At 60.8% G+C, this 24,181-nt stretch carries 25 protein-coding genes and 1 pseudogene; 19 read left to right on the top strand and 7 right to left on the bottom strand.

Annotation, left to right across the window (positions count from 1 at the left end):
- Positions 1–206 precede the first annotated feature (206 nt).
- Complete coding sequence (locus G453_RS0121505; RefSeq protein ID WP_027192703.1) at positions 207–1,202, top strand: site-specific integrase; 996 nt, start codon at positions 207–209, stop codon at positions 1,200–1,202.
- A 460-nt stretch (positions 1,203–1,662) separates the two neighbouring features.
- Here G453_RS0121505 and G453_RS0121500 read toward each other — a convergent pair whose 3' ends face one another.
- Entirely contained in the window at positions 1,663–1,935 is a 273-nt protein-coding gene (locus tag G453_RS0121500; RefSeq protein ID WP_027192702.1) for a DUF5661 family protein, read from the bottom strand.
- A 157-nt stretch (positions 1,936–2,092) separates the two neighbouring features.
- Entirely contained in the window at positions 2,093–3,640 is a 1,548-nt protein-coding gene (locus G453_RS0121495) for an FAD-dependent oxidoreductase (protein ID WP_051272750.1), read from the bottom strand.
- Between the two features lie 519 nt (positions 3,641–4,159).
- Here G453_RS0121495 and G453_RS25780 point away from each other — a divergent pair.
- The 10 genes from G453_RS25780 (at position 4,160) to G453_RS0121450 (ending at position 12,030) form a co-directional block, all read left to right on the top strand.
- Complete coding sequence (locus G453_RS25780; RefSeq protein WP_043647051.1) at positions 4,160–4,432, top strand: DUF2795 domain-containing protein; 273 nt, start codon at positions 4,160–4,162, stop codon at positions 4,430–4,432.
- 31 nt (positions 4,433–4,463) lie between these two features.
- Positions 4,464–4,619 carry a DUF3309 family protein gene (locus G453_RS27530; RefSeq protein ID WP_084502664.1) on the top strand — a complete coding sequence of 52 codons (156 nt, stop codon included), beginning with the start codon at positions 4,464–4,466 and terminating at the stop codon, positions 4,617–4,619.
- A 57-nt stretch (positions 4,620–4,676) separates the two neighbouring features.
- A complete protein-coding gene (locus G453_RS0121485; RefSeq protein WP_027192700.1) occupies positions 4,677–4,988 on the top strand; it encodes a BON domain-containing protein in 312 nt (103 codons plus the stop codon).
- Between the two features lie 284 nt (positions 4,989–5,272).
- The gene (locus tag G453_RS0121480; protein ID WP_027192699.1) at positions 5,273–5,449 is read left to right on the top strand and encodes a CsbD family protein; all 177 of its coding nucleotides are present in this window, start codon (positions 5,273–5,275) and stop codon (positions 5,447–5,449) included.
- A 26-nt stretch (positions 5,450–5,475) separates the two neighbouring features.
- A complete protein-coding gene (locus G453_RS0121475) occupies positions 5,476–5,874 on the top strand; it encodes a PRC-barrel domain-containing protein (RefSeq protein ID WP_027192698.1) in 399 nt (132 codons plus the stop codon).
- 139 nt (positions 5,875–6,013) lie between these two features.
- Positions 6,014–7,294 carry an NRAMP family divalent metal transporter gene (locus tag G453_RS0121470; protein ID WP_043647048.1) on the top strand — a complete coding sequence of 427 codons (1,281 nt, stop codon included), beginning with the start codon at positions 6,014–6,016 and terminating at the stop codon, positions 7,292–7,294.
- 108 nt (positions 7,295–7,402) lie between these two features.
- On the top strand, positions 7,403–7,816 hold the full coding sequence (locus G453_RS0121465; RefSeq protein ID WP_027192696.1) for a universal stress protein: 414 nt from the start codon (positions 7,403–7,405) through the stop codon (positions 7,814–7,816).
- 572 nt (positions 7,817–8,388) lie between these two features.
- Positions 8,389–9,705, top strand: coding sequence for an ATP-binding protein (locus tag G453_RS0121460; RefSeq protein ID WP_043647045.1), 1,317 nt, complete (start codon positions 8,389–8,391; stop codon positions 9,703–9,705).
- Positions 9,689–10,798, top strand: coding sequence for a pyridoxal phosphate-dependent aminotransferase (locus G453_RS0121455; protein ID WP_027192694.1), 1,110 nt, complete (start codon positions 9,689–9,691; stop codon positions 10,796–10,798). The genes G453_RS0121460 and G453_RS0121455 overlap by 17 nt, the downstream gene beginning before the upstream one ends.
- Positions 10,795–12,030, top strand: a complete 1,236-nt coding sequence (locus G453_RS0121450) for an MFS transporter (protein WP_027192693.1) — start codon at positions 10,795–10,797, stop codon at positions 12,028–12,030. Before G453_RS0121455 ends, G453_RS0121450 begins: the two co-directional genes overlap by 4 nt.
- A gap of 67 nt (positions 12,031–12,097) precedes the next feature.
- Here G453_RS0121450 and G453_RS0121445 read toward each other — a convergent pair whose 3' ends face one another.
- Genes G453_RS0121445 through G453_RS25775 form a run of 4 tightly spaced genes read right to left on the bottom strand, consistent with a single transcriptional unit; the run spans position 12,098 to position 16,762 of the window.
- Complete coding sequence (locus tag G453_RS0121445; RefSeq protein WP_027192692.1) at positions 12,098–12,922, bottom strand: FAD binding domain-containing protein; 825 nt, start codon at positions 12,920–12,922, stop codon at positions 12,098–12,100.
- Positions 12,919–13,404, bottom strand: a complete 486-nt coding sequence (locus G453_RS0121440) for a (2Fe-2S)-binding protein (protein WP_027192691.1) — start codon at positions 13,402–13,404, stop codon at positions 12,919–12,921. The genes G453_RS0121445 and G453_RS0121440 overlap by 4 nt, the downstream gene beginning before the upstream one ends.
- Entirely contained in the window at positions 13,401–15,692 is a 2,292-nt protein-coding gene (locus tag G453_RS0121435; protein ID WP_027192690.1) for a xanthine dehydrogenase family protein molybdopterin-binding subunit, read from the bottom strand. Before G453_RS0121435 ends, G453_RS0121440 begins: the two co-directional genes overlap by 4 nt.
- Entirely contained in the window at positions 15,689–16,762 is a 1,074-nt protein-coding gene (locus tag G453_RS25775) for a hypothetical protein (RefSeq protein ID WP_051272748.1), read from the bottom strand. Before G453_RS25775 ends, G453_RS0121435 begins: the two co-directional genes overlap by 4 nt.
- Before the next feature lie 539 nt (positions 16,763–17,301).
- On the opposite strand from G453_RS25775, the gene G453_RS25770 reads away from it, so the two are divergent.
- The 8 genes from G453_RS25770 (at position 17,302) to G453_RS28965 (ending at position 23,403) form a co-directional block, all read left to right on the top strand.
- Positions 17,302–19,179: a sensor histidine kinase gene (locus G453_RS25770; RefSeq protein WP_051272745.1), complete on the top strand. Its 1,878-nt coding sequence runs from the start codon at positions 17,302–17,304 to the stop codon at positions 19,177–19,179.
- Positions 19,176–19,805, top strand: coding sequence for a response regulator transcription factor (locus G453_RS0121420; protein ID WP_027192689.1), 630 nt, complete (start codon positions 19,176–19,178; stop codon positions 19,803–19,805). Before G453_RS25770 ends, G453_RS0121420 begins: the two co-directional genes overlap by 4 nt.
- A 371-nt stretch (positions 19,806–20,176) precedes the next feature.
- On the top strand, positions 20,177–20,551 hold the full coding sequence (locus G453_RS0121415) for a hypothetical protein (protein ID WP_156921056.1): 375 nt from the start codon (positions 20,177–20,179) through the stop codon (positions 20,549–20,551).
- A 219-nt stretch (positions 20,552–20,770) separates the two neighbouring features.
- Complete coding sequence (locus G453_RS0121410; RefSeq protein ID WP_027192687.1) at positions 20,771–21,145, top strand: hypothetical protein; 375 nt, start codon at positions 20,771–20,773, stop codon at positions 21,143–21,145.
- Between the two features lie 30 nt (positions 21,146–21,175).
- The gene (locus tag G453_RS25765; RefSeq protein ID WP_043647039.1) at positions 21,176–21,592 is read left to right on the top strand and encodes a hypothetical protein; all 417 of its coding nucleotides are present in this window, start codon (positions 21,176–21,178) and stop codon (positions 21,590–21,592) included.
- A gap of 61 nt (positions 21,593–21,653) precedes the next feature.
- Positions 21,654–22,079, top strand: a complete 426-nt coding sequence (locus tag G453_RS0121400) for a hypothetical protein (RefSeq protein ID WP_027192686.1) — start codon at positions 21,654–21,656, stop codon at positions 22,077–22,079.
- 37 nt (positions 22,080–22,116) lie between these two features.
- Positions 22,117–22,596, top strand: a complete 480-nt coding sequence (locus G453_RS25760; protein ID WP_043647036.1) for a hypothetical protein — start codon at positions 22,117–22,119, stop codon at positions 22,594–22,596.
- 216 nt (positions 22,597–22,812) lie between these two features.
- Positions 22,813–23,403 (top strand): hypothetical protein, encoded by a 591-nt coding sequence (locus G453_RS28965; RefSeq protein WP_027192685.1) that lies wholly within the window; start codon positions 22,813–22,815, stop codon positions 23,401–23,403.
- Positions 23,404–23,454: 51 nt separating this feature from the next.
- Here G453_RS28965 and G453_RS29220 read toward each other — a convergent pair.
- Positions 23,455–23,835, bottom strand: a pseudogene (locus G453_RS29220) (PP2C family protein-serine/threonine phosphatase); the annotation flags it as partial.
- Between the last annotated feature and the right edge of the window lie 346 nt (positions 23,836–24,181).

Here is a 24,181-nt window from a genome sequence, read left to right as displayed (position 1 = left end):
GGTAAGCCATGGATAAGATTGAACGATTTCAGCAACTTAAAATCCCTTGATCCGAAAGGGTCGTGCCGGTTCGAGTCCGGCCTCGGGCACCATGAATTCAACATGTTAGGCCAATTTCTTGCAATGAGAAATTGGCCTATTTGACTTTTGGTTCCAATGTTGCCCCACCTGCTTCCGAGAAGAGTGGAGCAATAATGGAGCGCGATATGACGACATCCCAGAAGCGCTGCCTCTATCAGTGGGAGGCCAGAATCCGCAAAAGGGGCTACCCCACCACCTGCAAGACCTTCAACACCAGGGTGGAGGCGGAAGCCTGGGCCAAGGATGTCGAGACGAACATGAACAAGAGCCTCTTCGTGTCAGCGAAGGAAGCCGAGCAATACACGCTGAGCGAGTGCCTCGATCGCTACATCAAGGAGTATATTCCGCGCCTGAAGCACCCCAAGCGTGAGACCGACCGGGCCAGGTTCCTTCAGAAGAGGACCCTCGCCCACCGGATCATGGCCACCATCCGCGCCAAGGACATTGCCGACCTGCGGCGGGAGCGGGAAGCCGAGGGCGCGAGCGGCAACACCATCCGCCTGGATTTTGCTCTGCTCTCCAAACTCTTCAACTACGCCCGCTCGGATTGGGGCATGGAAAGCCTGCAAAACCCCGTGGCCCTGGCAGCGAAGCCCAGGCCAGCCAAGGGCCGCGACCGACGCCTTGAAGACGGTGAGGAAGAACGGCTGCTGGCTGTCGCATCACCACGGTTCAAGCCGGTCATTCTGTTCGCACTGGAAACCGCCATGCGCCGGAAGGAGATCGCAGACCTACGCTGGAAATGCGTCAACCTGGGGAACCGGAATGTGGTTTTGTCGGAAACGAAGAATAGCGAAACCCGCACGGTTCCGCTCAGCCCGAGGGCGTTAGCCGTTCTGCGTGAGTTGCCGCGCAGTATTGATCAGAAATCGGTGTTTAACTTCTCGGAAGATCAGATCACGACCGCCATGAAGCTTGCGCGCAAGAAGGCAAAGCTTGATGACCTTCGTTTCCATGACCTTCGCCATGAGGCTACCAGCAGGTTCTTCGAGCTTACGAACCTGGATGTCATGGAGATCAAGGCTGTGACAGGACACAAGACGCTGCAAATGCTGGCGCGCTACACGCACCTGAGAACGGCGCGGTTGGCGGATCGACTGGCTGGGATGAAGCGGGGATAGCACCAAAGGGGCGTCCTGGAGCCATCTTAAGATTTCTATGGTTGGAGGACAAAAGCCAGAATAGAATATTCAACATGTCAGAATCGTTGGAAATTCACGAGATCCTCTGGGCGCTTGCCGCCATTGTCGGTTTGAAAATTAGCCGGAACGGCGCTTTCGGAATCGCAACTTCCGTCCCATCGACGTGGATGTCGGAGAGAGGCTCGACAGTCAAATGCATCGGGTCCGGGTCTTTCGCGCCAAAAGCAATGGCTGAGGTGGTCCGAAGAAACCCGGCAGGTCAACGAGGACAACCAGAGAAAGTGAAGAAAGTAGAATGCGTAATAACATGGTGCACAATGTTCCTCTACAGGCCCAATTCGGTGTCCAAGAAAGCCGGGTCCGGCTCAAACCGCCAATGAGCAGCCACCGCTGACGAAACCCTGATGGAATTCTGCCAGCTGATGTAACCATGTTTGAATCAGCTCTGGCTTTTCCCATGTTTGGCTTCCTGTTCCATTTTTTTTAAACGGGTGTAGTAATCGGCAAACTCGTTGAGATGGGCGAGTGCTATTTTGCCGGTGAGTATGGGGTCGTTGCCTGTCACGTCCGTTGACGGTTCAATCAGGCCATGCTCCAGTTCAACATTCAAACCCATGCGGAATTGTTCCGTGTCGAAGCGACTCCAATCAACACCCAGCTGATCACCGATTTTACGGGCCTGCTCAGTTGTGAAAACTTGTTTAGCTGACATTTCGTTTTCTCCTTCAGAGTGGTTTAAAAAAGTATACACAGTGCCATGCCAATGAAATACTTCCTGTGTGTAATCATAAATTCAGAGTAATACATGCTGTTTTACTTTCTGGGTTATTAGGAAAGACCGGTTTCCGGCATGCACCGGCCGGCAAGGGTCAGTCGTCCTTAATCGGGGCCAGGTTGGTATTCGCCGGTCCCATCATCACCGCCCCTGTTTCTTTGAATCGTGACCCATGGCATGGACAGTCCCAGGTCTTTTCGGTTGGGTTCCAGCGCACGATTCCCCCCAGATGGGGACAAACAGCCGACATCTCGTGTATTGTTCCGGTTTCATCGCGAAATGCAGCAATTTTTTTCATTCCGCGCCGCAGGATTGCGCCGGTTCCCTTTTCAATCGCATCCACCGATTCCACATCACCCGCCGTAAACCAATCCCGATACTGCGCCATCATGTTCAGCGTTTCTCTGGCATAGTTTCCCGACGCGCTCAGGGTTATCCGAGAGGGGTCGTACAATTTCTCCCACGGGTTTTCCTTTCCAAGAATCATGTCCTTCAGGAGCATCCCCGCAATCGTTCCGTGGGTCATCCCCATCCCGGAGTCACCGGTCACGATAAACACATTCTTTTTATCCAGTGGGTTGCGCCCGATGAACGCGAGACCGTCCGTTGTCTCCCGCACCTCTCCGGCCCAGGTGAATTCAATCTCTCCCATCGCCTTGAACCGCGCCCGGGCCCACGTCTCCAGGCGCTGATGCCTCTCGCCGGTATCCTCTGCCTGGCCGGATTTGTGGTCTTCCCCACCTACTATGAGCAGCTCATATTCTTCACCATTCTTCTGGACGGGCTGTACGCGCACGTAATGGTAAGGATTCTCCGTATCCCAATACAGCGCCCGCTCAACATGGCCCGGAGGAATCTTCGCACCTATGACGTAGGTCATGTATCCAGCTTGTTTGGTATGAATCACCAGCAGGTCGTTTATGGGCGTGTTCGTGGCCACCACGATGGCATCGCAGTGCACTACGGAGTTTCCGGTAGTTACTTTGGCGGCGTCGCCCCCCTCGATGGTATCCGCATGGGTGTTGCAATAGATTCTTCCCCCGTCGCGCATGATCGCCCCGGTCACCCCCAAGAGGTACTTGAGCGGATGAAACTGCCCCTGCCTGGGAAATCGTAGTGCGGGTCCGGATTCGAAAGACTCAAAGGGCGCACGATCGACCTTCACCACATCGGTCAACCCTGCCCTGTGTGCCGCCTCCATTTCTTCACGCAACATGTCGTCATGTAGCCTGGACGGCCAAAACAAATACCCATCCACCCGTTGGAAATCGCAGTCGATTGCCTCATTCTTAGCAATCTCCTCAATGCGATCTATGGCCGCCGAGTGGCTCTGTGCCGTAAGCCGCGCCCCCTCCTGGCCGTGCCATCGTTCGATCGCGCAATAGCGGTCATCGATGGCGCAGGTGAGGTGCGCCGTGGTCGCCTCGGTCATCCCCCCGGCGAGCGGGCCGTCATCGAGCACCACTACGTTCTTCCCCGCCTGGATGAGTTCATACGCTGTTGTCAGCCCGGCGATCCCCGCGCCAATGACGCATACGTCGGTTCGGATATTTCCCTCCAGTGGAGAAAACATCGGGCGTTCAACTGTCGCCGCCCAGACCGATTGATGGGGCAAAGGTACGCCGACTGGTTGCGTTTTCATGGGGGCTCCTTGGGGGAGATCGTATGGGCAGTGCGGTCATGCCCGGCAGGATATGGGCAGGAGAACAAAGCTTACCGTGAACGTATCACATTTTTGAAGCTGGTCAACCAACAAGCGGGATTGAGTGGTGACGGAAAATGTGAATAAAGCCGTTACTTGGTTGCAGCTCAGTTATATGCAATAATTCCTGAGTTGTATTTTGAAAATGTGCTGATCTGAACTTCACATTACAAATAGTTCACATTGGTCCATGTTTAATAAGATGTTATCATTCAAGAAAATATGGATCGATAGGCACCAGTATCGACAGAAATGGTTTGACCGCGTTGAAAAGGCTGCTATGATTGCGATGCTGTAAAATGTGCTCTTTCAGTTGTGGACATTCACAAGGGAAAGAACTCGAGATCTCAAACCGAATTAGAAGTGGTTTGTAACCAAGGAGATAGGCTGCAACAAGACGGCGCGGATGGCCAGTAGGTGCTCTCTAAAGAAACAAGATAACGATATCTGAGATTTATCATGCCTACTGCTTCAAAAGCCTCCCGTACGAATGAAACACAGGCCGACGATTTGCTCGGCAGCGGTTCGCTCAACGGCGACCAAAACCTTCATTCGGCAAACATGTCCAAGTATATTCGATGGATTGCCTTCCCGGCCAGTGAAGCGGACATCCTCAGACAGGCCAAACAGAACGGCGCGGACGAAACGGTGCTTGGTCTTATCAAGATCGTTCCCGAGAGGCGTTACGCCAGTAGAGCCGAGCTCATGGTGGAGTTCGGCGAGCGAGAATAATTCCCATCACTTAACCACAAGGAGAACTGATGTGCTACGGATAGTGCTCTTAGTTCTGTTGGTACTGCTACTGCTCGGTTCTTTTCCAACATGGCCGTACAGCACGGGTTGGGGATATGGTCCGAGTGGGGGGGTTGGATTAATACTCATAATACTAATTGTTCTCATTGTGTCAAAGAGACTATGACATGGCAGGAGTGCGGTGATGGTTTAACACTGTAACATATACAAGGATGGTACAGGTATGAAACAACGAGCTGCTGTATTTTCATTGATCCTTGCGTTATTGTTGGCGGGCACCATAGCCTTGGCTGCTACGCCACAGCAAGAGTCTGCTGGAGAGTTTGTCGATGACACTGTCATTACAACTAAGGTGAAATCTGCAATTCTGGCAGATCCTACTTTGAAATCCTTCGAAATTAAAGTCGTAACAGAAAAGGGGGTGGTTCAATTGAGCGGCTTTGTCAGCACTCAGGCTAACATCACCAGGGCGGCCGAGATCGCACGTGGTGTCAAGGGCGTGAAGTCGGTCGAGAATGACATGCGGCTCAAATAACGGCGTGCCCCGGTCAGTTGTGTGCGTCCGTCAATGCCGACAATTCACCCCTCTGCGGCCTCGTCCGGAGTGTGCGACGAGTTGGCGGTGTCGAGTAGTCGACAGGTTCGCGTGGAGACGGCTTGGCCAGACGCATCAGTCGAGGCTCTCTTTGAGCGAGTCTCTAACTGCCGGGCGATGCCTACCACACAGAGACTTTTACATATTCGGCTCAGGCAGGCGCAGCAAGCCAAGCGCCACGCTCTTGCGAATTTTAAACAGATATAACCTTACAGGGGACAGTCATGGACAAGGATCAAGTTAAAGGTCGCGCCAAAGAAGTGAGCGGTAAGGTCAAGGAAGTCGCCGGAAAAGTCGTCGGCGATAAGAAACTGGAAGCCAAGGGCAACATCGAGAAAAACGTGGGTAAGGCTCAAGCTGCCTATGGCGATGTCAAGAGCGAAGTGAAGAAAGGCATCTAATCTCTGCATTGTGGAAGGAGATGCACATGAATTACGAAGAACGTGACACCTACGGAATTTACAAGGCCAAGAGTCATAAAGGTCCTGGCCCCTCAATAATGGGTGCAGACACTCTGATCGGCAATGATGTCTACAACCATAATAATGAGGCTCTGGGAGAGATCAAGGAAATCATGTTGGATATGAGCAGCGGCAAAGTGGATTATGCGGTGCTGTCCTTCGGCGGTTTCCTCGGAATGGGGGAGAAGCTGTTCGCGGTGCCGTGGAGTTCGCTGACCCTTGACACGAAGAACAAACGCTTTCTGCTCAGCATAGACAAGGAACATCTCAAGCAAGCGCCTGGATTCGACAAAGACAATTGGCCCGACATGGCCAGCCCGGACTGGGCTAAGGGAATTCATACATACTACAGCACAAAGCCGTGATTGAGCGAGTTCCTCTCTTTGGGGGTTTCCGTTTTCTCCTCCACGTCTGTGCTTGGCGTGGAGGAGCTTTAATTTGGGGTTTCGAGGTTGGTTGCGGGATTCACACAGGTAAGTGTTGAGCGATGGAGTTGGGAGGGCGATGAAACAGTTTCAAATATATCTCCGGCAGAACCAAACGATTTGGGAAAAGCTGGGCCCCGGTCTCATAACAGGGGCAGCCGACGATGATCCCAGCGGCATCGCCACCTATTCGCAGGTCGGCGCTGCGTTCGGCTACGGTATGCTGTGGACGGCCTTCCTCACGTTTCCGCTCATGGTTGGCATTCAAGTCGTGAGCGCCAACATTGGCCGGGTCACGGGTCACGGCCTCGCCGCCAATATACGCAACCATTATTCCCCCTGGCTTCTACGCGGCTTGGTCGGATTGCTCCTCTTGGCAAACACGATCAACATAGCTGCCGACGTCGGCGCCATGGGAGCGGCCCTCAAACTCCTCATTGGCGGCCCTGCGCACTTGTACGCGATAGCCTTTGGCGTAGTGTCGCTGGTTCTTCAGGTTTTCGTGCCCTTCCCGCGCTATTCCCCCATTCTCAAAGCGTTGACTCTGGCGCTCTTCGCTTATGTAGGCACTGTGTTTGTGGTCAAGGTGCCATGGGGCGAGGTGTTTTATAAGACGATCATCCCGTCGGTATCATTCTCAACAGAGTATGCGATCGGAGTGGTCGCCGTGTTCGGCACCACCATCAGCCCGTATCTCTTTTTCTGGCAGGCGTCACAGGAAGTTGAGGAACAGCGGGCGGCCAAGGGCGAAGAACCGCTGAAGGCCGCGCCTGAGCAGGCCCGCAGCAGTCTTCACCGCATTAAGGTTGATAGCTATGTTGGCATGGGCTTTTCCAACCTCGTCGCCTTTTTCATCATGTTGACGGCGGCGGTGGCCCTGCACCAGCATGGCGTCACGGATATCCAGACCTCCGCCCAGGCTGCGGAAGCGCTTCGCCCTTTGGCAGGGAAGTATGCGTTTTGGCTGTTTGCCGCCGGAATCGTCGGCTCCGGACTGCTTGCCGTGCCAATTCTCGCGGGATCGGCTGCATACGCAGTTGCAGAGGCCTCCGGGTGGCCCATCGGACTTGGCCGCCAGCTCCGGCAGGCAAGAGGGTTCTATATGATCGTGGCAGTCGCGACCCTCTTGGGCGTGGCCCTCAACTTCACGCCAGTCGATCCCATCAAGGCGCTCTTCTTGAGCGCGGTCATTAACGGCGTCATCGCAGTTCCGATAATGGTGGTGATCATGTTCATGGCGGCCAGGACGGATGTGATGGGCCATTTCGTCATCAACCTCCGCCTCAGAATACTCGGCTGGCTGGCGACGACCGTGATGGCAATCGCTGTGCTGACCATGTTTGTCACGTGGGTTCGGTGAACATGGAAGGCTCCCGATAGCGTTGTCTGGTGCTCTGGAAATGTTACGCTCGAGAGATTGCCGCGTCCTTTGTCTGGAACACTGTTATCCCATGAGGAGAGGCATATCATGAAGATTCTCGTTGCTCTTGACATCTCGTCGCAGACTGATTTCGTCGTAGAACGTGCACTGGATCTTATTAAATTTTTCAAGGCAGAAGGCATCTTCTACACGGTGGCAGAAGAAATCCTCGACTTTGGGGACGGGATCGCCTCCGGACTTGGAGAGAAAGTACGCGAACAATCCCAAAAGAACCTGTACAGCGCTTTGGAGAAGGCTCAGGCTAAGGGCATCCACGCCACCGAAGTACTGGAAAGCGGAACATCCCCGGCAGACAGTATCCTGAACTATGCTGAAAAAAAGGGTGTTGATCTCATCATCATGGGCAGCAGGGCCAAAACAGAGCTGGACCGTTTTTTGATCGGTAGTGTGGCTAGCAAGGTTGTCAGCCATGCCACATGTTCCGTTCTGGTTCTGCGCTAGAAGGTGGAGGACACGTGAAGGGTGCAGAGGAGGGGACCCCTTTCGCAGCCTGCCATGCCTCCTGACAGGAGGCATGTGGTGGCTGTTGGCATCCCTCGCCTTAATGTTGGCCTGGGCGGCCTTGTCGTCAATCACTGCATCAACGGCTTCCACCGCACGCCGCTGAGAGCTTTAGGCACGAAGTGGGCTGGAGCGGATCACCCGCCAATGGCAGGGACCTGTCCTTGCGCGGAAAGGAGCCCAGAAGGTGAGGCAATGTATTGCTCCAAAGTTGCTCTACACGGGCTGACAAAACGTGCATGTTCATGAATATTCATGAACATGCAACCACCTGACAATATTTGGCTGCTGGTGGTGGATTGTTGATAAATTGTCACTATTCCAGCTAGTTAAGCAACTCTATCCGAAAGGGTCGTGCCGGTTCGAGTCCGGCCTCGGGCACCATGATTTCAATATGCCAGGCCGATTTCTTGCTGCGGGAAATCGGCCTGTTTGCTTTTTTGCTCTGATTTTGCTCCACTCACCGGCGGTTTGATTGCAGATTCCATAAATCAGGGAAACGAGGATCATTGATGGACACCATCCTCTCGCTCACGACGCCCCCAGACGTCGCTTTCGCACGCGTCCTGACCACGGCGGCCGAGGCGCTTGCGCAGTCGCGCGGCCTGGGCAAGCGCGAGAGCATGCGCTTCCAGTTGGCGGTGGAGGAGTTCTTCACCTACCTGGCCCAGGTGGCCCACGAGGACTGCGCGATACAGACGGTGCTCACGGGAAAGCCCTATCAGGTGTGCGCGTCCCTCCAGTTCCAGGCCTCCGGGCTCTGCCTGGGCGCGCTCAACGCCAGCTGCACCACCTCCCTGGACGGAGCCGGTGAGGCCGCGAATGATCTGGGGCTCATCCTGGCCGGACGCGTGGCGGACCGTTTTCGCCTCACCCGCGACGGAGAATCCTCCTTCACGCTGCACGCCGAGGTGGACAAGGCCTATCCGGCGGCCAAGGCCCCGCCTTCAACCGTCACCTTCAAGCCTCCCTACCGGGCTGGCCTGGAGCACGACCCGAACCGGCTCATGCACGCCGCCGCGCTGGCAGCGGCCCGCTATCCCGCCTGGCATTGTCCGGCCAGCTTCCAGACCCCCGGCAAGTTCGCGGACCTTGTCAGGGCGGGCCAGTTCACCTGTGTGCTGGCCCTGGACGAAGCTTCCCATCCCGCGGGGCTTCTCTGCTGGGCCAGGTCCGGGGAGAAGGGGCTTTCCTTTTCCGGGCCGTTTGTTTTCGCCCCGCAGGAGGACGCTCCCCAGGTGGCCCGGATGCTCGCGGACGCGTTCCTGGCGACAGTGGCCCGCGAAAAGATTGAGATCGTGTTCAGCGAGAGGGCCACGCAGGATACTCCGGACGGATACTTCGAGACCTTGGGGACGCTGACGCGCTACGACGAGGCGGGGCAGAGCGAGCAGCCCGTGCTCTACCGCCACCTGCGCGAGGACATGGGCGAGACCGTGTGGGCCGACCCGGCCCTGGAGGGCTTCCTGCGCGGCGTCTACGACCGTCTGGCCATGTGCAGGGACGTGCTCGCGGCGCAGCCGTTCGGGGCCTCAGGCCCCAGTGAGCGCAAGAGCTCGCTCTTCTCCACCACCATGGACAAGGGCAAGGGTCTGGCCGTGCTGCGCCCCCTGCTGGACGGTGAGGACATGGCCGCCAACCTCGCCGGGCATGTCCGCGTGCTGTCGGACAAGGGCTTTCTGAACATTCTGCTGTACATGGACCTGTCCCAGGCCTGGGAAGCCTCCCTGGCCGGGCCGGTCATGGACGCCGGATTCAAACCCAGGCTGGTCCTCCCCTTCGCGGGCCGCTCGGACGTGGCGGTGTTCCAGTATGCGCCAGCTCGCTGATCTCGTCCCCACCCACGTCCTGAACTTCGAGAGCTACGTCCCCAGCCGCCCGGACGACGTCCTCATGCGCCAGTACGGCGTGGAGCGGCTCTACCGCCTGAACAACAACGAGAACGCCCTCGGCCCGCCGCCCGCCGCGCAGGAGGTGCTGGCCGCGTTCCCGCCCGAGCGGGGCGCGGTCTACCCAAGCGGCGACTGCTTCTTCCTGCGCCAGGCCCTGAGCGACGCCTTCGGCAAGGCTCCTGATCGCTTCCTGGTGGGCAACGGCTCCTGCGAGGTGATCACCTCAGTCATCAAGGCCTTCTGCCAGCCCGGCGACAACATCGTCACGGCGGACAAGACCTTCGCGGTCTACGAGTGGGTGGCGGCGTTCTCCGGCATCGAGCCCCGCCTCGTGCCGCTCAAGGACTACGCCCTGGACCCGCAGGCCATGCTCGCGGCCATGACCGGCAGGACCAAGGTGGTGTTCGTGTGCAACCCCAACAACCCCACGGGGTCGTGGTGGAGCAGGGACACCCTGGAGCGCTTCCTGCGGGCCGTCGGCGGGCGGGCCATCGTGGTGCTGGACGAGGCCTACCGGGAGTTCGTGGACGACCCGGACTTCCCGGACGGCATGGAGGTGATGGAGCGCCACCCCAACGTGCTGGTCTTCCGGACCTTCTCCAAGATGTACGGGCTGGCCGCCCTCCGGGTGGGCTACCTGTGCGGCGGCCTGGAAGCCGTGGACATCGTCAGGCGCACGCATCTTGTCTACTCGGTCAACTCGCTGGGCCAGCTTGCGGCCAAGGCGGCCCTGGAGGACGACGGGACGCACGCGGCGGCAACCCGGCGCATGGTCGCCCAGGCCGGGGAGTACCTGAAATCCGTGTTCGACTCGCTGGGTCTCGAGCACGTCTCGGGGGCGGGCAACTTCATCATGGCCCGCGTGCCCATCCCGGACACGCTGCTCTACCGCCTGCTCATGAAGCAGGGCGTCATGATCCGCACCATGACCGGGTTTCGTTTCCCCAACTGGATCAGGGTCACGCTGGCGCGCGAACCCGCCATGGAAGCCTTCGCCAAGGCCCTGCGCAGCAGCCTGGACAAGCGGTGAGCCCGGGCGCGCCGGACACGGACAGGCCCGAGCGCCTGTTCACGTATGATTTCCTGGTGCTCACCCTGGCGGCGGGCCTGGGGTTCTGCAACATCGCCGTGTTCTACGGTCTGGCCAGCTACCTGGAAAAGCTCGGCGTGGACCCGGCCTGGCGCGGCACCATCATCGCGGCCGAGCCGCTGGCCGCCTTTCTGGTGCGGCCGTTTTTGAGCGTCTGGCTCACCCCCCGTCAGGCGCTGACCCTGGCGCGTCTTTCCCTCGCGGCCATCGGCGTTGCCCTGCCCAGCTACCAGTTCGCGGCCACCATCCCCGAACTTCTTGCAGTGCGCATCTTCCACGGGCTGGCCTTCGTCTGTCTGGTGAGCGCGGTGGTGACGCTTCTTTCCAAAGTGGTGCCTCCGCGCTTTGCCGGGCGGGCCTTCGGCCTGTTTTCCCTGTCGTCGCTGGTGCCCTATGCGCTCATGCCTCCGCTGACCGAGTGGCTGCTCTCGCGCGTCGGCGGAGAAGCCCAGGCCTACGCCTGGACCGCCCTCCTGACGCTGCCTTCGCTTGCCATGCTCATGCCGCTGGGGGCTCGCCTGGGGCGCAGCGCGTTCCCGCCTGCCGAAACGCGGCGGCCTACCCTGCGCGAACTGCGGGAGAACCTGAGCCGCCACCCCATCGTTCTGCTGCTGGCGGCGAACCTCTTGGTGTTCGCGGGCTCCACGCAGGTGTTCTTCTTCGTAAAGCCCTACGCGGTGTCCCTGGGGATCGGCGAGCCGGGATTGTTCTTCACGGTGTCCACTGCGGCGTCCATCGCGGCGCGCCTCGTGTCCGGGCCGTACGTGGACAGGCTGCCCAGGCGGGGTCTGGCCGTGCTGGCGCTCCTGGCGCTATGCGCCTGCATGGCCCTGTTCGCCTGCGCAGGCGGCGAGGCGTCTTTCTTCTGGCTGGCCGGAGCCTACGGATTCTGCCTGGGCATCGCCATGCCGCTCCTGAACGCGGCCATGTTCCTTGAGTCGCCGCCCGCGCTTCGCCCCATGAACATGAACCTGATGCTGTTCATGATGGACGCCGGATACACGCTCGGCCCCCTGGCGGGGGGAGCGCTGCTCGCCGGGGCCGGGGGATTCCCGTCGCTGTTTGTCGCGAGCGCCGGGTGCGCCTGCGCGGCGGCGGCGCTGGTCGCGCCGCTGGCGGTCAGGGAATGGAAGAGGAGAAGGGCGGTCGAGGTATCTTCGACGAGGCACTAAAAGCTGACGCAGGAGAGCCTCCGGCGGCCAAAGGGCTGCGCCCTTTGGAATCCCATACAGGGCAGGATTACGGGGCCAGCCTTAGCAGCAGGTTCCCGGCCACGTCCCGGCGGTAGGCCGCCGATGCCCGCAGGTCGTCGATGGGTGCAATTTCTTCCCGGATGAGCTGCCCGACGGCCAGCAGAGTCTCGCGCTCTAAGCGTCGTCCGGCCAGCAGCGCTTCAGCCCCCGGACAGCGGACTATCGTAGGGCCGACGCTGCCCAGCGCCAGCCGCGCGTCCGTGACCACTCCGCCAGACTCCATACGTATCACCGCAGCCAGACTGACCACCGAGATGGCCAGCGCCTTGCGGCGGCCAACCTTCTCGAAGTGCTGGAGCGCCGAAGCGTCCGGCGGTGAAACAATCACCGCTGACACGATCTCGCCCGGTTGAAGCTCGACCCGCCCTGGCCCCGTGATGAACCCGGCCAGGGGAATCCGGCGCTTTCCCTGTTTTGAGGCAAGCTCCACCTGCGCATCCAGCGCGTAGAGAGGCGCAAGGGTGTCCCCTGCGGGCGAGGCAGTGACGATGTTGCCGCCGAGCGTGCCCATGTTGCGCACCAGCGGCGAACCGAGCACGGAAAGCGCCGAGGCCAGCGCGGGCAAACGCTCCCGCACCAGGGGGCTTTGCAGCAGGCGCGTGTGGGTCTCGCAGGCTCCCAGGCGGATGAGCCCCGCGTCCTCGCTGACGCCGTACAGGCCCCCTAGCCGCTCCAGGCAGGCCACGAAATCGGGAGCCTTCCCGCGGCGCCGGGCCAGGAGGTCCGTGCCTCCGGCCATCACTGTGGCCCCGTCTTCCAGAAGCGGCCACAGCTCATCAAGACTGCTCGGACAAAACACGCCAGCGCTCACGAGTCCTCCCCGCGCGCGGCCCCGGCAGCCGCCATCACCGCGTCCACGATCTTTACGTACCCCGTGCAGCGGCACAGGTTGCCGGAGATGGCCTCGCGCACTTGCGCCCGGTCCGGGGAGGAAGTCCGGGCGAGCAGTTCCGCCGAGGCGATGGTCATGCCCGGCGTGCAGTACCCGCACTGCACGGCTCCGTGCTGTGCGAACGCCTGCTGGATGGGATGCGGATGCTCCACCGTGCCCAGCCCCTCCGCCGTGACCACCTCGCGGCCTTCCAGCTGCGCAACCAGCATCAGGCAGGAGAGCTTGGCGACGCCGTCCACCAGGATGGAGCACGCGCCGCACTCGCCCGAGCCGCAGCCTTCCTTCGCCGCCGTCAGGCCCAGGTCGCCCCGCAGCAGGTCCAGAACCCGCCTGCCGGGGCTCGTTTCGATGCTGACCCGCGCCTCGTTCAAGGTGAACGTCACCGTGATGTCTGTGCTCATGCGTTTTCGCCCCTCATCGCCCGCAATACGTCCTCCGGTTCCACTGGGACGCGGCGGATCGCAAGCCCCACGGCGTCTTCCAGGGCCTGGGCCACTGCGGGCGCAGGCCCGTGGATGCCCACTTCCCCCATCCCCTTGAGCCCGTGCGGGCCGGTGGGCTCGTCCCCGTCCACGGACACCCACTCCAGGCCGGGCAGGTCCAGCGCGGTGGGGATCAGATACGTGGACAGGTCGCCCGTCAGGATGTGCCCGGCCTCGGTCGAAAGATTCTCCATGAGCGCAAACCCTGCGCCCTGGGCCGCTGCGCCCTGCACCTGGCGCTCTACGCCCTGGGCGCTCAGCACCTTGCCACACTCCACGGCAGTGACGCACTCCAGAAGCGCCACTTGCCCGGTGAGCTCATCGGCCTCCACCGCGCAGACGCAGGCCCCGTGGGCGAAGAACCTATGCGGAAAGCCCAGCCGGAACTCCTTGCCGGTATCCGGCGGATTCTCCACCACGGGCATCACGCACTGGTCCACGCAGATGCGGTCGTCGCGCTGGAGCATGGCCCCAAGCATGGCCAGAGGGACCGAGCGCCCCGTGGCGTCGTCCACGACCATCCCCGGCGCGAGGCGCAGCCGGGACGGCTCGTCCGCCAGCAGGGCCAGGGCCGCGCGCGCCTTGAGCTTCTCGCGCATGGCCTCGCAGGCTTTGAGCAGCGCGTTGCCGAAAGTGTACGTGGTGCGGCTGGCCGAGGACGACCCGGCGGGCAGGCACAGCCGTGTGTCCGGCTGGACCACCTCGAAGCGCGAGGCCTCCTGGTTCAGGGCCGTGGCCGCCAGCTGGACGAAAGCCGGAGCATTGCCCTGGCCCATGTCCGGCACGGAGTTGAATATTTTGAAGTTTCCTTCCCGCGTGAGCTCAAGCTTTGCCGCAGCCGCGTCCGGCAGGCCGCGCCCGTAGCCCATGGCGTTCAGCGACGCGGCGATGCCCACGCCCCGGCGCTTGAACGGCGGCGCTTTCGCTTTCCAGTTACTCCTGTCCGCCCATACGGGGTGGGCCATCATCGCCTCCAGGCATTCCACCGCGCCCGAGGGGGACTGCATGGCCACGCCCGCGCAGTTGAGCTCGCCGGTGCGCAGGGCGTTCTTCAGGCGCAGCTCTGCGGGGTCCAGGCCGAGCCGCGCGGCCAGGGCGTCCATGCTCCGCTCGATGGCGAAGCTGGCCTGCACCACGCCGAACCCCCGGAAGGCCCCGCCCACGGGGTTGTTGGTGTAGACGCAGAAACCTTCCATGCGGGTGTGCGGGATGCGGTACGGCCCGCCTGCGTGCTCAAGGCCGAGCGCCATGATCTCCACGGCAAGGTGGGCGTAGGGGCCGGAGTCAAAATACATGGAGCAGTCCAGGGCCTGCAATTCGCCCCGGCGGGAGGCCCCGAGCCGCACCCGCATGCGCGCCGCGTGACGCTTGTACCCGGCCAGGAAGGTCTCCTCGCGGCTCCAGCACATCTTCACCCACTGCCCGTCGCTTTTCAGCGCAGCCAAGGCCAGCAGGCACTGCACCGTGGCCCCGTCCTTGCCGCCGAACGCGCCGCCCAGGTAGGGGGCACGCACCCGGATGCTCATGGGGTTCAGGTCCAGGGCGTGGGCGATCTCGAAGCGGTCGCGAAACGGGGCCTGCGTGGACGCCACCATCTCCAGGCCGCCTTTGGCGGTCATCCTGGCCGCGCCGCTCGGCGGTTCCAGGAAGACATGCTCCTGCATGGGGGTCTCGAACTCGCCCTCCACCACCACGTCGCATGAGTTCATGGCCTTGCGGGCGTCGCCCTTGTGAACAAGCCCACGGGCCAACAGGTTGCCCCCTTCCCGGCCTGCGTGGACCAGGGGCGCGTCCGGGGCCAGGGCCAGCTCCGGGTCGAACACGCCGGGCAGCGGCTCGAGATCAACACGAATGAGCGCCAATGCCTCGGCCAGGGCTTCGCGGCTCTCGGCCACCGCCAGGGCCACCGCGTCGCCCGCGTGGCGCACCGTGTCCGTGGCCAGCACGGGCTGGTCCTTGTGGACGATGCCCTGCAGGTTGGAGCCGGGCACGTCCGCCCCGGTGAGCACCGCCGTCACGCCGTCCACGGCGCGGGCCTCTTCGGTGTGCACGGCCTTGATCCTGGCGTGGGGCACGCCCGCGCGTCTGGCCCCGGCCCAGAGGCATCCGGGCGGGCTGAAGTCCGTGCTGAAGCGTTCGGCTCCCACGGCCTTGGACAAGGCGTCTCGGTGCTGGAACGGGTCGCCGGGGGGTGTCGTGGAAATCACGCTAGGCTCCGCGCGCGGTCCCAGTCCGCACGGATGAAGGCCAGGAGCGCCTTCGACCTGTCCGAGAACAGGTTGATGGCGTCAAATTCCGGCTCCACGTAGATCTTCTGCATAAGGATTCCGTCCGGGCCGAACCAGAGCGGGACAAGCCCGCCCAGGATGAACCCCCGCGCGCGCAGGGCCTCCACCGCGAAGGCCGCGCCTGGCCCGCCCGCGTTCACGAACACCTGGACCACGGCCATGTTGCGGCGTTTCGCGTCCTGGTCGAGGGTGCGGACAACATCGGTGAAATCGCTCCCCACGGTCGTCACCTGCACCCGCTCCACCGAGGCGAAATCGAACGTGCGGGAGTCGAACGAACTCTCAGTTGCAAGAGGCGCGTCCATGGCGCTGAAGCTGATCTCCCTATCCAGGGAGAAGCCGCGAAGGATGAGTTCCAACTCCTTACGGTAGCACTCCGGCAGATGAAGCGGCATGTGATGGTCGCGGTCCACCCGCGCTCCCAGAAGGCAGCTGACCCGTTGGGAACCGGCCCCTTCCTTCTCGTAGGCCCCGGCAGGCATCAGGGACACCTCCAGACCGCACTCCGCGTACCCCTGCTTGTCCACGAGCTTCTGGGTGACCAGATGCGTGCACACGGCCTCTCCGAAGAAACCCTGGGCCTGGGTCATGGTGCGCGACAGCCTGTCCATTTCCTTGAGGATCTTGGCGACCATGAGCGAGTTGCGGTATTCGGGCGCGATGAGCAGCTGCCCGAACTCGAAGAGGGCCTTGTTGGGCGGGGAGCTCTGGTAATAGGCCCCCTGGCCGGCCACGGCTCCGGATTCCAGGCGGGCCACCACCGTGAGAAGCGCGCCTTCGGCGTTGAGCCGCTCGATGCTCTCCGGGATGTAGTAGTCTTCCACGGGGTAGCGGTCGCCGTACACGGAGTAGAAGAGCTGGGCTATGCCCTGTCCGTCTCCGGACCTGAGCGGACCGATTGCATACTTGCGGTCGGGTTCGATCTCCCGCCAGTTGCGCCTGATGCGCTCGATGCGTTCGCTGTGGCTCTCCTGCGTCGTCACGTTCATGAAGACTCCTTCAGCTTTCCTGCGGCACGAACCGCCACCCCATGCGTTCAGCCCCGTTCAGGCAGCCTGGAACACAGGCATCCATTGATCGAAGAGGCGAAGTGACATGAAGTTGATCATTTTGTGTATTTTAGGAGAGTTATCCAGGGGCGTCAAACGCGATGAGGCCGCAAGCCTCTGCGGCGCGAGATGTGAAGTATGACTGGAGCAGGGCAGGAGGGCATTGCGCTGGCGCGGCTCTGGCCGGTGTAAGCCCGGAAGCCGCAAACGGGTTTGTCCTCCCTCTTCGCCCTCAGCCTGCCCGACGATCTTTCAGGGAACTCCTCTTGGGGGCTGGCTCGCGCTGGAAATGGCCCTTGACCGATGCAAATTTCTGGAACTATTTGTTTTCCATGGTTCGCACCGCAGGCCTGCAGCACCGAAGCCGTGCACATGCGATCAGTATCGCCTCTCTTCGTCTCGTTCTGGCCTTATGCCTGACACTCCTATGCCTGGGATGCGAAGCGAAAACCGGAGCGCCCCCGACGGCGAGAGGCGGCGTGCTCGACCTGAGCGCTTCGGACCTTGAACGCAACCCCGTGGTGGCGCTTGATGGCCAATGGGAATTTGCCTGGAGCCGGTTCGTCGGTCAGCAGGAATCCGTCGGGATTGGTGCGTCCTCGCCGGAAAGCCTGATCACGTTGCCCTCGGCATGGTCGGGGCTTGCGGCAAACGGGCTGGAAGCCGCCGCGACTGGTTTCGCCACCTATCGCCTGCTCGTGCTGCCCTGGCCGGGAGAACACCGGCTGGCGCTGCGTGTTTTCAAGGTGAACTCCGCCTATCGCCTCTATGTGAATGGCCGCCTTCTGGGTGGGAGCGGAATCGCCGGGACGCGCCCTGAGGAGGAAACCCCGGATTTTTCGGTAAAGCTCTTTGAATTTCCTTCGGATGGTCGCCCCATCGAGATCATGCTGCACGTGTCGAACTTTTCCTACAGCGATGGCGGCATAACCTCCCCGCTCCTTTTCGGGCAGGCCAGCGCGCTTCAGGCTTTGCAGGCGCGCAAATGGGGCGTGGCCCTGTTCTTTGCCGGGGCTTTGCTGGTGATGGGCGTGTACCACATTGCCCTTTACTGTTTTCGTCCCCAAAGCAGTTCCCCGTTGCATCTCGGCCTGTACTGCCTGCTGTGGCTGGGCAACCAGCTCTTCTCCAGCTCCAGTGACTGGGTCTCCGGACTTTTCTGGGGCGCTAGCGGAAGCGTTGTTTTGGAGAAGATAGCCTTCATCTGCCTGATGCTGACTGTACCAATCGGATATCAATTCTTCCGCTCTCTTTACCCCTTCGAGTTCCCCAAAAACATACGGCACTATTGCTCATTCATGGCAGTGCTGTTTGTTGTGCTGACAGTGTTTAGCCCGATGCTGCTCCTGACGGAACTTTTGCCGGTCTACTACATTTCGGCGTCGATAATGATATGTTACTGCGTCTACAAACTCATCCTGGCGTGCGCGCGCCAACGGGACAACGCCCGCCTTTTGCTGGCAGGGTTCGTGATCCTGGGGCTGGCAGGCATAAACGACATGCTGGACGAGACCGGCTACATCCAGACAGGCTCCCAAATACAGGTCGGACTCTTCTTCTTTCTTCTTTTTCAGGCGCTTGCCTTGTCACGAAGGTTCTCCCTGGCATTTTCGACGGTGGAAACACTCTCCACGCAACTGGAAGGCAAGAACATCGCCCTGGAGCGGGAGGTGGCTGAACGAGCCCGCCTCCAGCACGAAGTGGTGAGCATAAGCGACGACGAACGCCGCCGCCTGAGCCACAACCTCCACGACGGCCTGTGCCAGCAGTTGACCGGCGCGCGCCTTCGCTGCTCCGTGCTGGAGCATCGCATCCCCTCGGAGGACACCATCGCCCGGGAGGTGCGCCAGCTCTCCAGTCTGATCGATGACACGGTGGGGCACGCCTACGACTTGTCGCGAGGGCTCTGGCCCGTTGAGCACAGGGCCGGGAGCGGGGCCTCGTCCCTGGAGGAGCTGGCGCTGCGCTTCAGCGAGTCCAGCGGAATTCCCATCACGTTCAGGCAAGATCTGCCGTGCGCTCAATGCAAAAACGAGCACATGACCCAGCTCTACCGCATCGCGCAGGAGGGCATCGCCAACGCCATCAAGCACGCCGCGCCAAGCCGCGTGGACGTGTTCCTGGAGTGCCTGGACCTGCGGGGCGTCCGGCTGACCATCCGCGACGACGGCTGCGGCATCGCGCCCGGAAACAAGCCCCGTGGCGGCCTTGGGCTCAAGATCATGGCCCACCGCGCCGGAGTGGTCGGCGGGGATCTGCGCATAGACGACGCCGGAGACGGGGGAACCATCGTGACCTGCACCGTGGCCTGCACCGCCGCTGAGAAGTCCGAATCAACACAGGAGAGCGCCGGATGACCGAACGCAACGCAGCCCGCGTCATGCTGGTGGACGACCATCCGGCGGTACGCCAGGGTCTGGCTCTGCTGCTGGGCCAGCACGGGCACACGGTATGCGCCGAGGCCGGAAGCCGGTCCGAGGCTCTTGCCGTGATGAAGGGCTCCGGAGCGGACATCGCGATCATAGACCTCAGCCTGGGCGAAGACAGCGGCCTGGAGCTTCTCCATGCGTTCAAGGCGCGCAATATCCCGGGGCTCGTCTATTCCATGTATGAGGACCCGGAGACCATCGCCCTGGCCTTCGATTCCGGCGCAGGCGGCTACATCACCAAGCGCGAGATGGCGGAGGTGCTGCTGCACGGGGTGCTGGAGGTCCGGGCCGGAAGGCGTTTCATCAGCCCCAGGGCGGCCCAGAGCCTGGCCATGCGCGCCGTCAAGGGCAACGGAGCGCGCGAAGCGGAGCTCAGCGAGAGGGAGCGCCAGATACTGCGCATGCTCGGCCAGGGGGACTCTGCGGCGGACATCGCGCGCGAGTTCATCATCAGCACCCGCACCGTGGAAACGTATTACAGCCGCCTCATGGAGAAGCTGGGGCTGGTCGGCATGAAGGAATTGCGCAAATTCGCCATCAGCACCCGCCGTTGAGCCTCGTTCGTCAGCCCTGAATCCAGAATCCCGCCCTGTCGCCTTCCCCTCGCCTTGCGTCCTGCCTGGAGCATGTCCGGGAAATCCCCCACACAAAATCCGGGGAAAAGCCTACAGACGATTAAACGCCCGCATATTTAGAAAGCCCCTGACGGATTTTCTTGCAGGCGAATAGACGCATGCCTGCCGGCACGTGGTCCGTTTGTATTGCCTGCCGCATAGTTCGTGACGCAATCAATGTGCGCCGCGACAGCTTCGTCTGAAAGGAATCAGTGTGTGGAACATCCATTTCTCACGCCATCAACCAGGAGTTAAGAATGCGTTGCGTACGGCTCTCTTCTTGTGTGCGGACACTTGTCCTGCTGTTGTCCATGTTTTCGTTGTTTGCGCTTGCCGAGGGCGGCACGGCTGTCGCCGCGACCAAGATTCCCGTTGACCTTGAAGTGGACGCCACCGGGGCGGAAGCCGAAAACTTCGGCCATCGGATCGAAAAATATCTGCGCGGGTCCAATTTCTACATGCTGGACAAAAAACGGGTTCCGCGCATCGGCGTTTCAGTCAACGCCGCCAGCAAGGACGGCCAGCAGGTCGTGACCTATGCCATCGTGCTGACCGTAACCAGCAACAAGTGCCCGCTGGCCTTTGTGGGGACCATCTTCGGCGACACCGCCAACGAGCCTCAGGGCGACCTGGAAAACAAGCTGGAGAAGGCGATCATGGCTGTCGCCAAGGAATTCAATCTCTAGCGCGGTGTTCTCACGACAAACCTGGCAGTTGATTGCACCAGGAGAGGCCATTGTCGTTTTGGAAGTCGTCCCAAGGGCGTTCAAAAGCGCACGGCATCGTGCACGAGCGCAAACGACGTCCGGCATCTGCGCGAGCTTTAGAAACATCGAGTTGCTCCATGAGTGTGTCTTTGCCGTGTAACTGGAATCTCAACTCAAACACGAATGAAGGGATCCGTTATGTTCATCAAATCCGTTGCGGTCGCGTTGTTTCTTGTTTTCGCGTCATCGCCAGCCTTTGCCTATTCCGACGAGATTGAATGGCTGCGCAACCAGAGCTTCAACTCGTGCAAGAAGTTCTACGTCTGGCGTCTGATCGAGAACTATTTCAAAAATCCACGCTGGGAGTCCGGCTGGTCCGACCAGGGAGACTATATCGTCAACGTGCACGGCAAAATGCAGTACGACGGCCAAAATGTGAACGCACTGCTGCAGTTCACCATCGACCCCAAGCGCGGCAAGTTCGACCTGAGCGGGCTGGCTTTCAACGGCAAGCCGCAGTCCAAGGACATGCGGGTGGCGCTCATCGAGACCATGTGCGAGGATCTTCAGTAACTGTAAAGCCTCGCTCGTAAGGAGTACAGAATGAACAGGAATCGTCGCTCTTTCCGCTCCGTGCCAGCCCTTGCGTTGGCGGCCATGTTGGGACTGTGCATCGCAACCGGGGCCTTTGCCGAAGACAAGCCGCCCATTTCCTTTGCGCCCGGCGCCAACAGCGCCACGCTCAAGGGCGACGTCCAGGGCATGGACCGCGACATCTACCCCATAACGGCCAAGGCCGGACAGACCATGCGCGTGAAGGTGTCCAACAAGCTGAAACTGGTCCTGTTTCATATCCAGTTGCCCGGCAAGGAAGTCGCCTATCTGCCCAAGGCTGGCGAGGAGGACGACGCCACGCAATGGGAGGGAACCCTGCCTGTCGGCGGCACCTACAAAATCATCGTGGGGGCCATGCGCGGCAAAGACACGCGCTACACCCTGGATGTGCAGATCACGAACTGAACGCTCAACGCCAGATGAACGGGGGGGGGCGATCCGCCCCCTGCCTGAAAGGATACCCCACATGTACGGACGCATGAAGGCCGCCATGACGCTGTTTCTGTTTCTGGTCACGGCCTTGCCTTTGTCGGCAGGTGCGCAAGGCCCCAGCAAGGCGGAGTGCGCCAGTGTCGGCCTCAAGAGCTGCAAGCCGCTCGACGACTTTGCCTTCAGCCTTCGCAGCGCCGTGAAGGCCGATGACAGGGACGCCGTTGCCGCCATGGTCGCATACCCCATTGAGATCCAGGTCAAGGATGGACTTGAAATCAAGGACAAGGCGGCATTTGTACGGAACTACGATCTGGTTCTGACCAGGTCCGTGCGGGACGCCATCGCCCAGGAGCCGTTCGTTCATCCCAGAAAGATAATCCAGTTTGTTGGAGACCAGGCGCAGATCTGGCTTGGCGTGGAGAAGGGGCGGCTTCGGATCGACACCATCATCATCGAGTGATTCGGGCGAAGGCCGCAAGTCCCTGGGGGAGCCACCAATGTTCATTGTCCGTATACTCGCCGTTCTTACGCTGCTTTGTGCCTGCTGTGCGCAGGCAGCGGAACCGGAATCATTCCCCGTCGTCTTGCGGGGCAAAACCCTGACGGTCAGCGCCGAATCGGACAGGGCGACACTCGCGGCGCAACTGAGCGGGGCGCTGGCGGGTGAAGAACCTTCCGTGCTCACGGTTGAGCGCACCCAGTACGATTTCATTGCCGTGCAGGGCGAAGGCCCGGTCACGTTGCTGGTGGATTTCGACAGCAAGGGCAGATGGATCGAGATCGTGATCGAATCCAGCCTGAAGCAGCAGAATCCGGTGGCCCAGGAACTTGTGTCGTGGATTGCCGCGAATGCAGGCCAGGGCCGCAAATCCGGCAAGGTGACGTCCTGGACGCATGGCGGGTTGGCATTCCGCTTCCGTGAAGTGAAAAATGCTGGGGAGGATTCAGTCTACGGGATCACGGTTTCACGCAAATAAGCGCATGGAAAGGGCCTGTTGCGCAATGTGTAAGATCTCCAGCAGAGGCAACACCTGTCTATACAGCGCATATGGAAAACGGATTTCTGCCCAGATTCCCAGCCAGTCCCCTCTGACTTGAACTGATACACAGGGACATGTGCAGGTTCACGACGAGATCCACGCGGATACACCTCTGATTGGGACTGATCCTAAGGTTATATGCAGGAGCATCTCATGAGAAGCATCATATTATGGGCGGCAACATGCACCGTGTTTGTTGTGCTGGCCGTTGCATGTTTCGGTGCGAGCGTCTCTGCAGACGAAAAAAAGCAACTCGACGATTTCTTTACGCCCCTGGCTGAAGCAAACACCCAGAGCTTCAAGCAACAATCCCTGACAGACAGCATGTTGCAGGACTTTGCGCAGCTGTTCCTCGTATGCCATGAGGCAAAATCCCTGCGAAATAAGAACAGGGTGACGGTGTTGATCCCAGCTGCACGGGTTGATGATGTCACAGAGAAGTATTTTGGCAGGAAAGTAAGCAGGCACGCCTCAGCTGAGTATGAAGTGTCCTCGTGTTCAAACGACGTGGAGTTGTTCTCCCAGGTGGACGAACTCATCGCGCTTGCCAATGATCGTTTCGAGGCGCGTGGAACCAGCTACTACGTCAGCGGCGGCACCAAGCTTGACCGCCACGCCAGGCCGGACACCTGGAAGAAGAAGGGGATTCAGGTGGGGACCTACGCGACGTTCACGGCCGTTCTGAAACCAGCCGCCGAAAAGGGGCAGTACGTCATCGTGGAGTATACGCTCTCGCCGCGATGATCCCCGCCAAGCGTGCCGAGATGGACTGGGCCGGGTGCGGCTGCCGCCCACGTTGCCAAGCACGAAGAGGTCCCCGCAGCGCGCCAGGGCGGTCAGGGTTGTGCCCATCCCCACGGGGCCGGGACCCTGCAGGGCAAGGCGGCGGATGCAGGCGTTGGCTTCCTCGAAGGCCCGCCCCATCTCGTCTTCCATGAATTTCGCCTGGGCCAGGGGGCGGGTCAGGAGATGGTCCGGGCAGATCCCGGCGGAGGCCGCGCGGAGCTTCACGGCCACGGTATCCACGGCCATCCTGCTGGCAATTCCCCCGGCCTCCAGTCCGCCCATGCCGTCGGCCACGACAAACAGTCCAAGGCTGGAATCCGCCAGGAAGGCGTCCTCGTTGTTTTCACGGACACACCCCGTGTCCGTGAGTCCTGCGGACTCGATCCTCATCGGGCGTTCTCCATGACCGGGGGAACCTCGCACATCCCTCCAGCGGGTCGAAGATGTTGACCACAGCTGCGCTGCTGAGGCTGGCGCTCTTCGGGCGCACTCGGGCCACGGGCGTCACATGGCCTTTTGGGAATGACCTATAGGGATGCCCTGACATTTTCCTGACATCGGCTTGGCAAGCGATGGCAAATGCGGTGCGAACGGAGCAGCCGTGTTGATCGGGAGCGGGTCCGGCGGGAGAGGAGTGCGTGGCGGGAAGTGCGGGTCGATTCCTGGCTCCAGGCGGCGAGATGCACTTTTCAGCCGTCCGGGCTCCTGTGGAGCCTGGGTGGCCGGGCTGGAAATG

Origin of the sequence: Fundidesulfovibrio putealis DSM 16056, from assembly GCF_000429325.1 — a bacterium.
Taxonomy (GTDB): Bacteria; Desulfobacterota; Desulfovibrionia; order Desulfovibrionales; family Desulfovibrionaceae; genus Fundidesulfovibrio; species Fundidesulfovibrio putealis.
This window is presented reverse-complemented; position numbering and strand designations above follow the sequence as displayed.

What these genes read in the sequence shown, in the direction of transcription:
- G453_RS0121505 (WP_027192703.1), top strand. Translation starts at nt 207, where the DNA reads ATGACGACATCCCAGAAGCGCTGCCTCTATCAGTGGGAGGCCAGAATC.
- G453_RS0121500 (WP_027192702.1), bottom strand. Translation starts at nt 1,935, where the DNA reads ATGTCAGCTAAACAAGTTTTCACAACTGAGCAGGCCCGTAAAATCGGT.
- G453_RS0121495 (WP_051272750.1), bottom strand. Translation starts at nt 3,640, where the DNA reads ATGAAAACGCAACCAGTCGGCGTACCTTTGCCCCATCAATCGGTCTGG.
- G453_RS25780 (WP_043647051.1), top strand. Translation starts at nt 4,160, where the DNA reads ATGCCTACTGCTTCAAAAGCCTCCCGTACGAATGAAACACAGGCCGAC.
- G453_RS0121485 (WP_027192700.1), top strand. Translation starts at nt 4,677, where the DNA reads ATGAAACAACGAGCTGCTGTATTTTCATTGATCCTTGCGTTATTGTTG.
- G453_RS0121480 (WP_027192699.1), top strand. Translation starts at nt 5,273, where the DNA reads ATGGACAAGGATCAAGTTAAAGGTCGCGCCAAAGAAGTGAGCGGTAAG.
- G453_RS0121475 (WP_027192698.1), top strand. Translation starts at nt 5,476, where the DNA reads ATGAATTACGAAGAACGTGACACCTACGGAATTTACAAGGCCAAGAGT.
- G453_RS0121470 (WP_043647048.1), top strand. Translation starts at nt 6,014, where the DNA reads ATGAAACAGTTTCAAATATATCTCCGGCAGAACCAAACGATTTGGGAA.
- G453_RS0121465 (WP_027192696.1), top strand. Translation starts at nt 7,403, where the DNA reads ATGAAGATTCTCGTTGCTCTTGACATCTCGTCGCAGACTGATTTCGTC.
- G453_RS0121460 (WP_043647045.1), top strand. Translation starts at nt 8,389, where the DNA reads ATGGACACCATCCTCTCGCTCACGACGCCCCCAGACGTCGCTTTCGCA.
- G453_RS0121455 (WP_027192694.1), top strand. Translation starts at nt 9,689, where the DNA reads ATGCGCCAGCTCGCTGATCTCGTCCCCACCCACGTCCTGAACTTCGAG.
- G453_RS0121440 (WP_027192691.1), bottom strand. Translation starts at nt 13,404, where the DNA reads ATGAGCACAGACATCACGGTGACGTTCACCTTGAACGAGGCGCGGGTC.
- G453_RS25775 (WP_051272748.1), bottom strand. Translation starts at nt 16,762, where the DNA reads ATGAACGTGACGACGCAGGAGAGCCACAGCGAACGCATCGAGCGCATC.
- G453_RS0121420 (WP_027192689.1), top strand. Translation starts at nt 19,176, where the DNA reads ATGACCGAACGCAACGCAGCCCGCGTCATGCTGGTGGACGACCATCCG.
- G453_RS0121415 (WP_156921056.1), top strand. Translation starts at nt 20,177, where the DNA reads ATGTTTTCGTTGTTTGCGCTTGCCGAGGGCGGCACGGCTGTCGCCGCG.
- G453_RS0121410 (WP_027192687.1), top strand. Translation starts at nt 20,771, where the DNA reads ATGTTCATCAAATCCGTTGCGGTCGCGTTGTTTCTTGTTTTCGCGTCA.
- G453_RS25765 (WP_043647039.1), top strand. Translation starts at nt 21,176, where the DNA reads ATGAACAGGAATCGTCGCTCTTTCCGCTCCGTGCCAGCCCTTGCGTTG.
- G453_RS0121400 (WP_027192686.1), top strand. Translation starts at nt 21,654, where the DNA reads ATGTACGGACGCATGAAGGCCGCCATGACGCTGTTTCTGTTTCTGGTC.
- G453_RS25760 (WP_043647036.1), top strand. Translation starts at nt 22,117, where the DNA reads ATGTTCATTGTCCGTATACTCGCCGTTCTTACGCTGCTTTGTGCCTGC.
- G453_RS28965 (WP_027192685.1), top strand. Translation starts at nt 22,813, where the DNA reads ATGAGAAGCATCATATTATGGGCGGCAACATGCACCGTGTTTGTTGTG.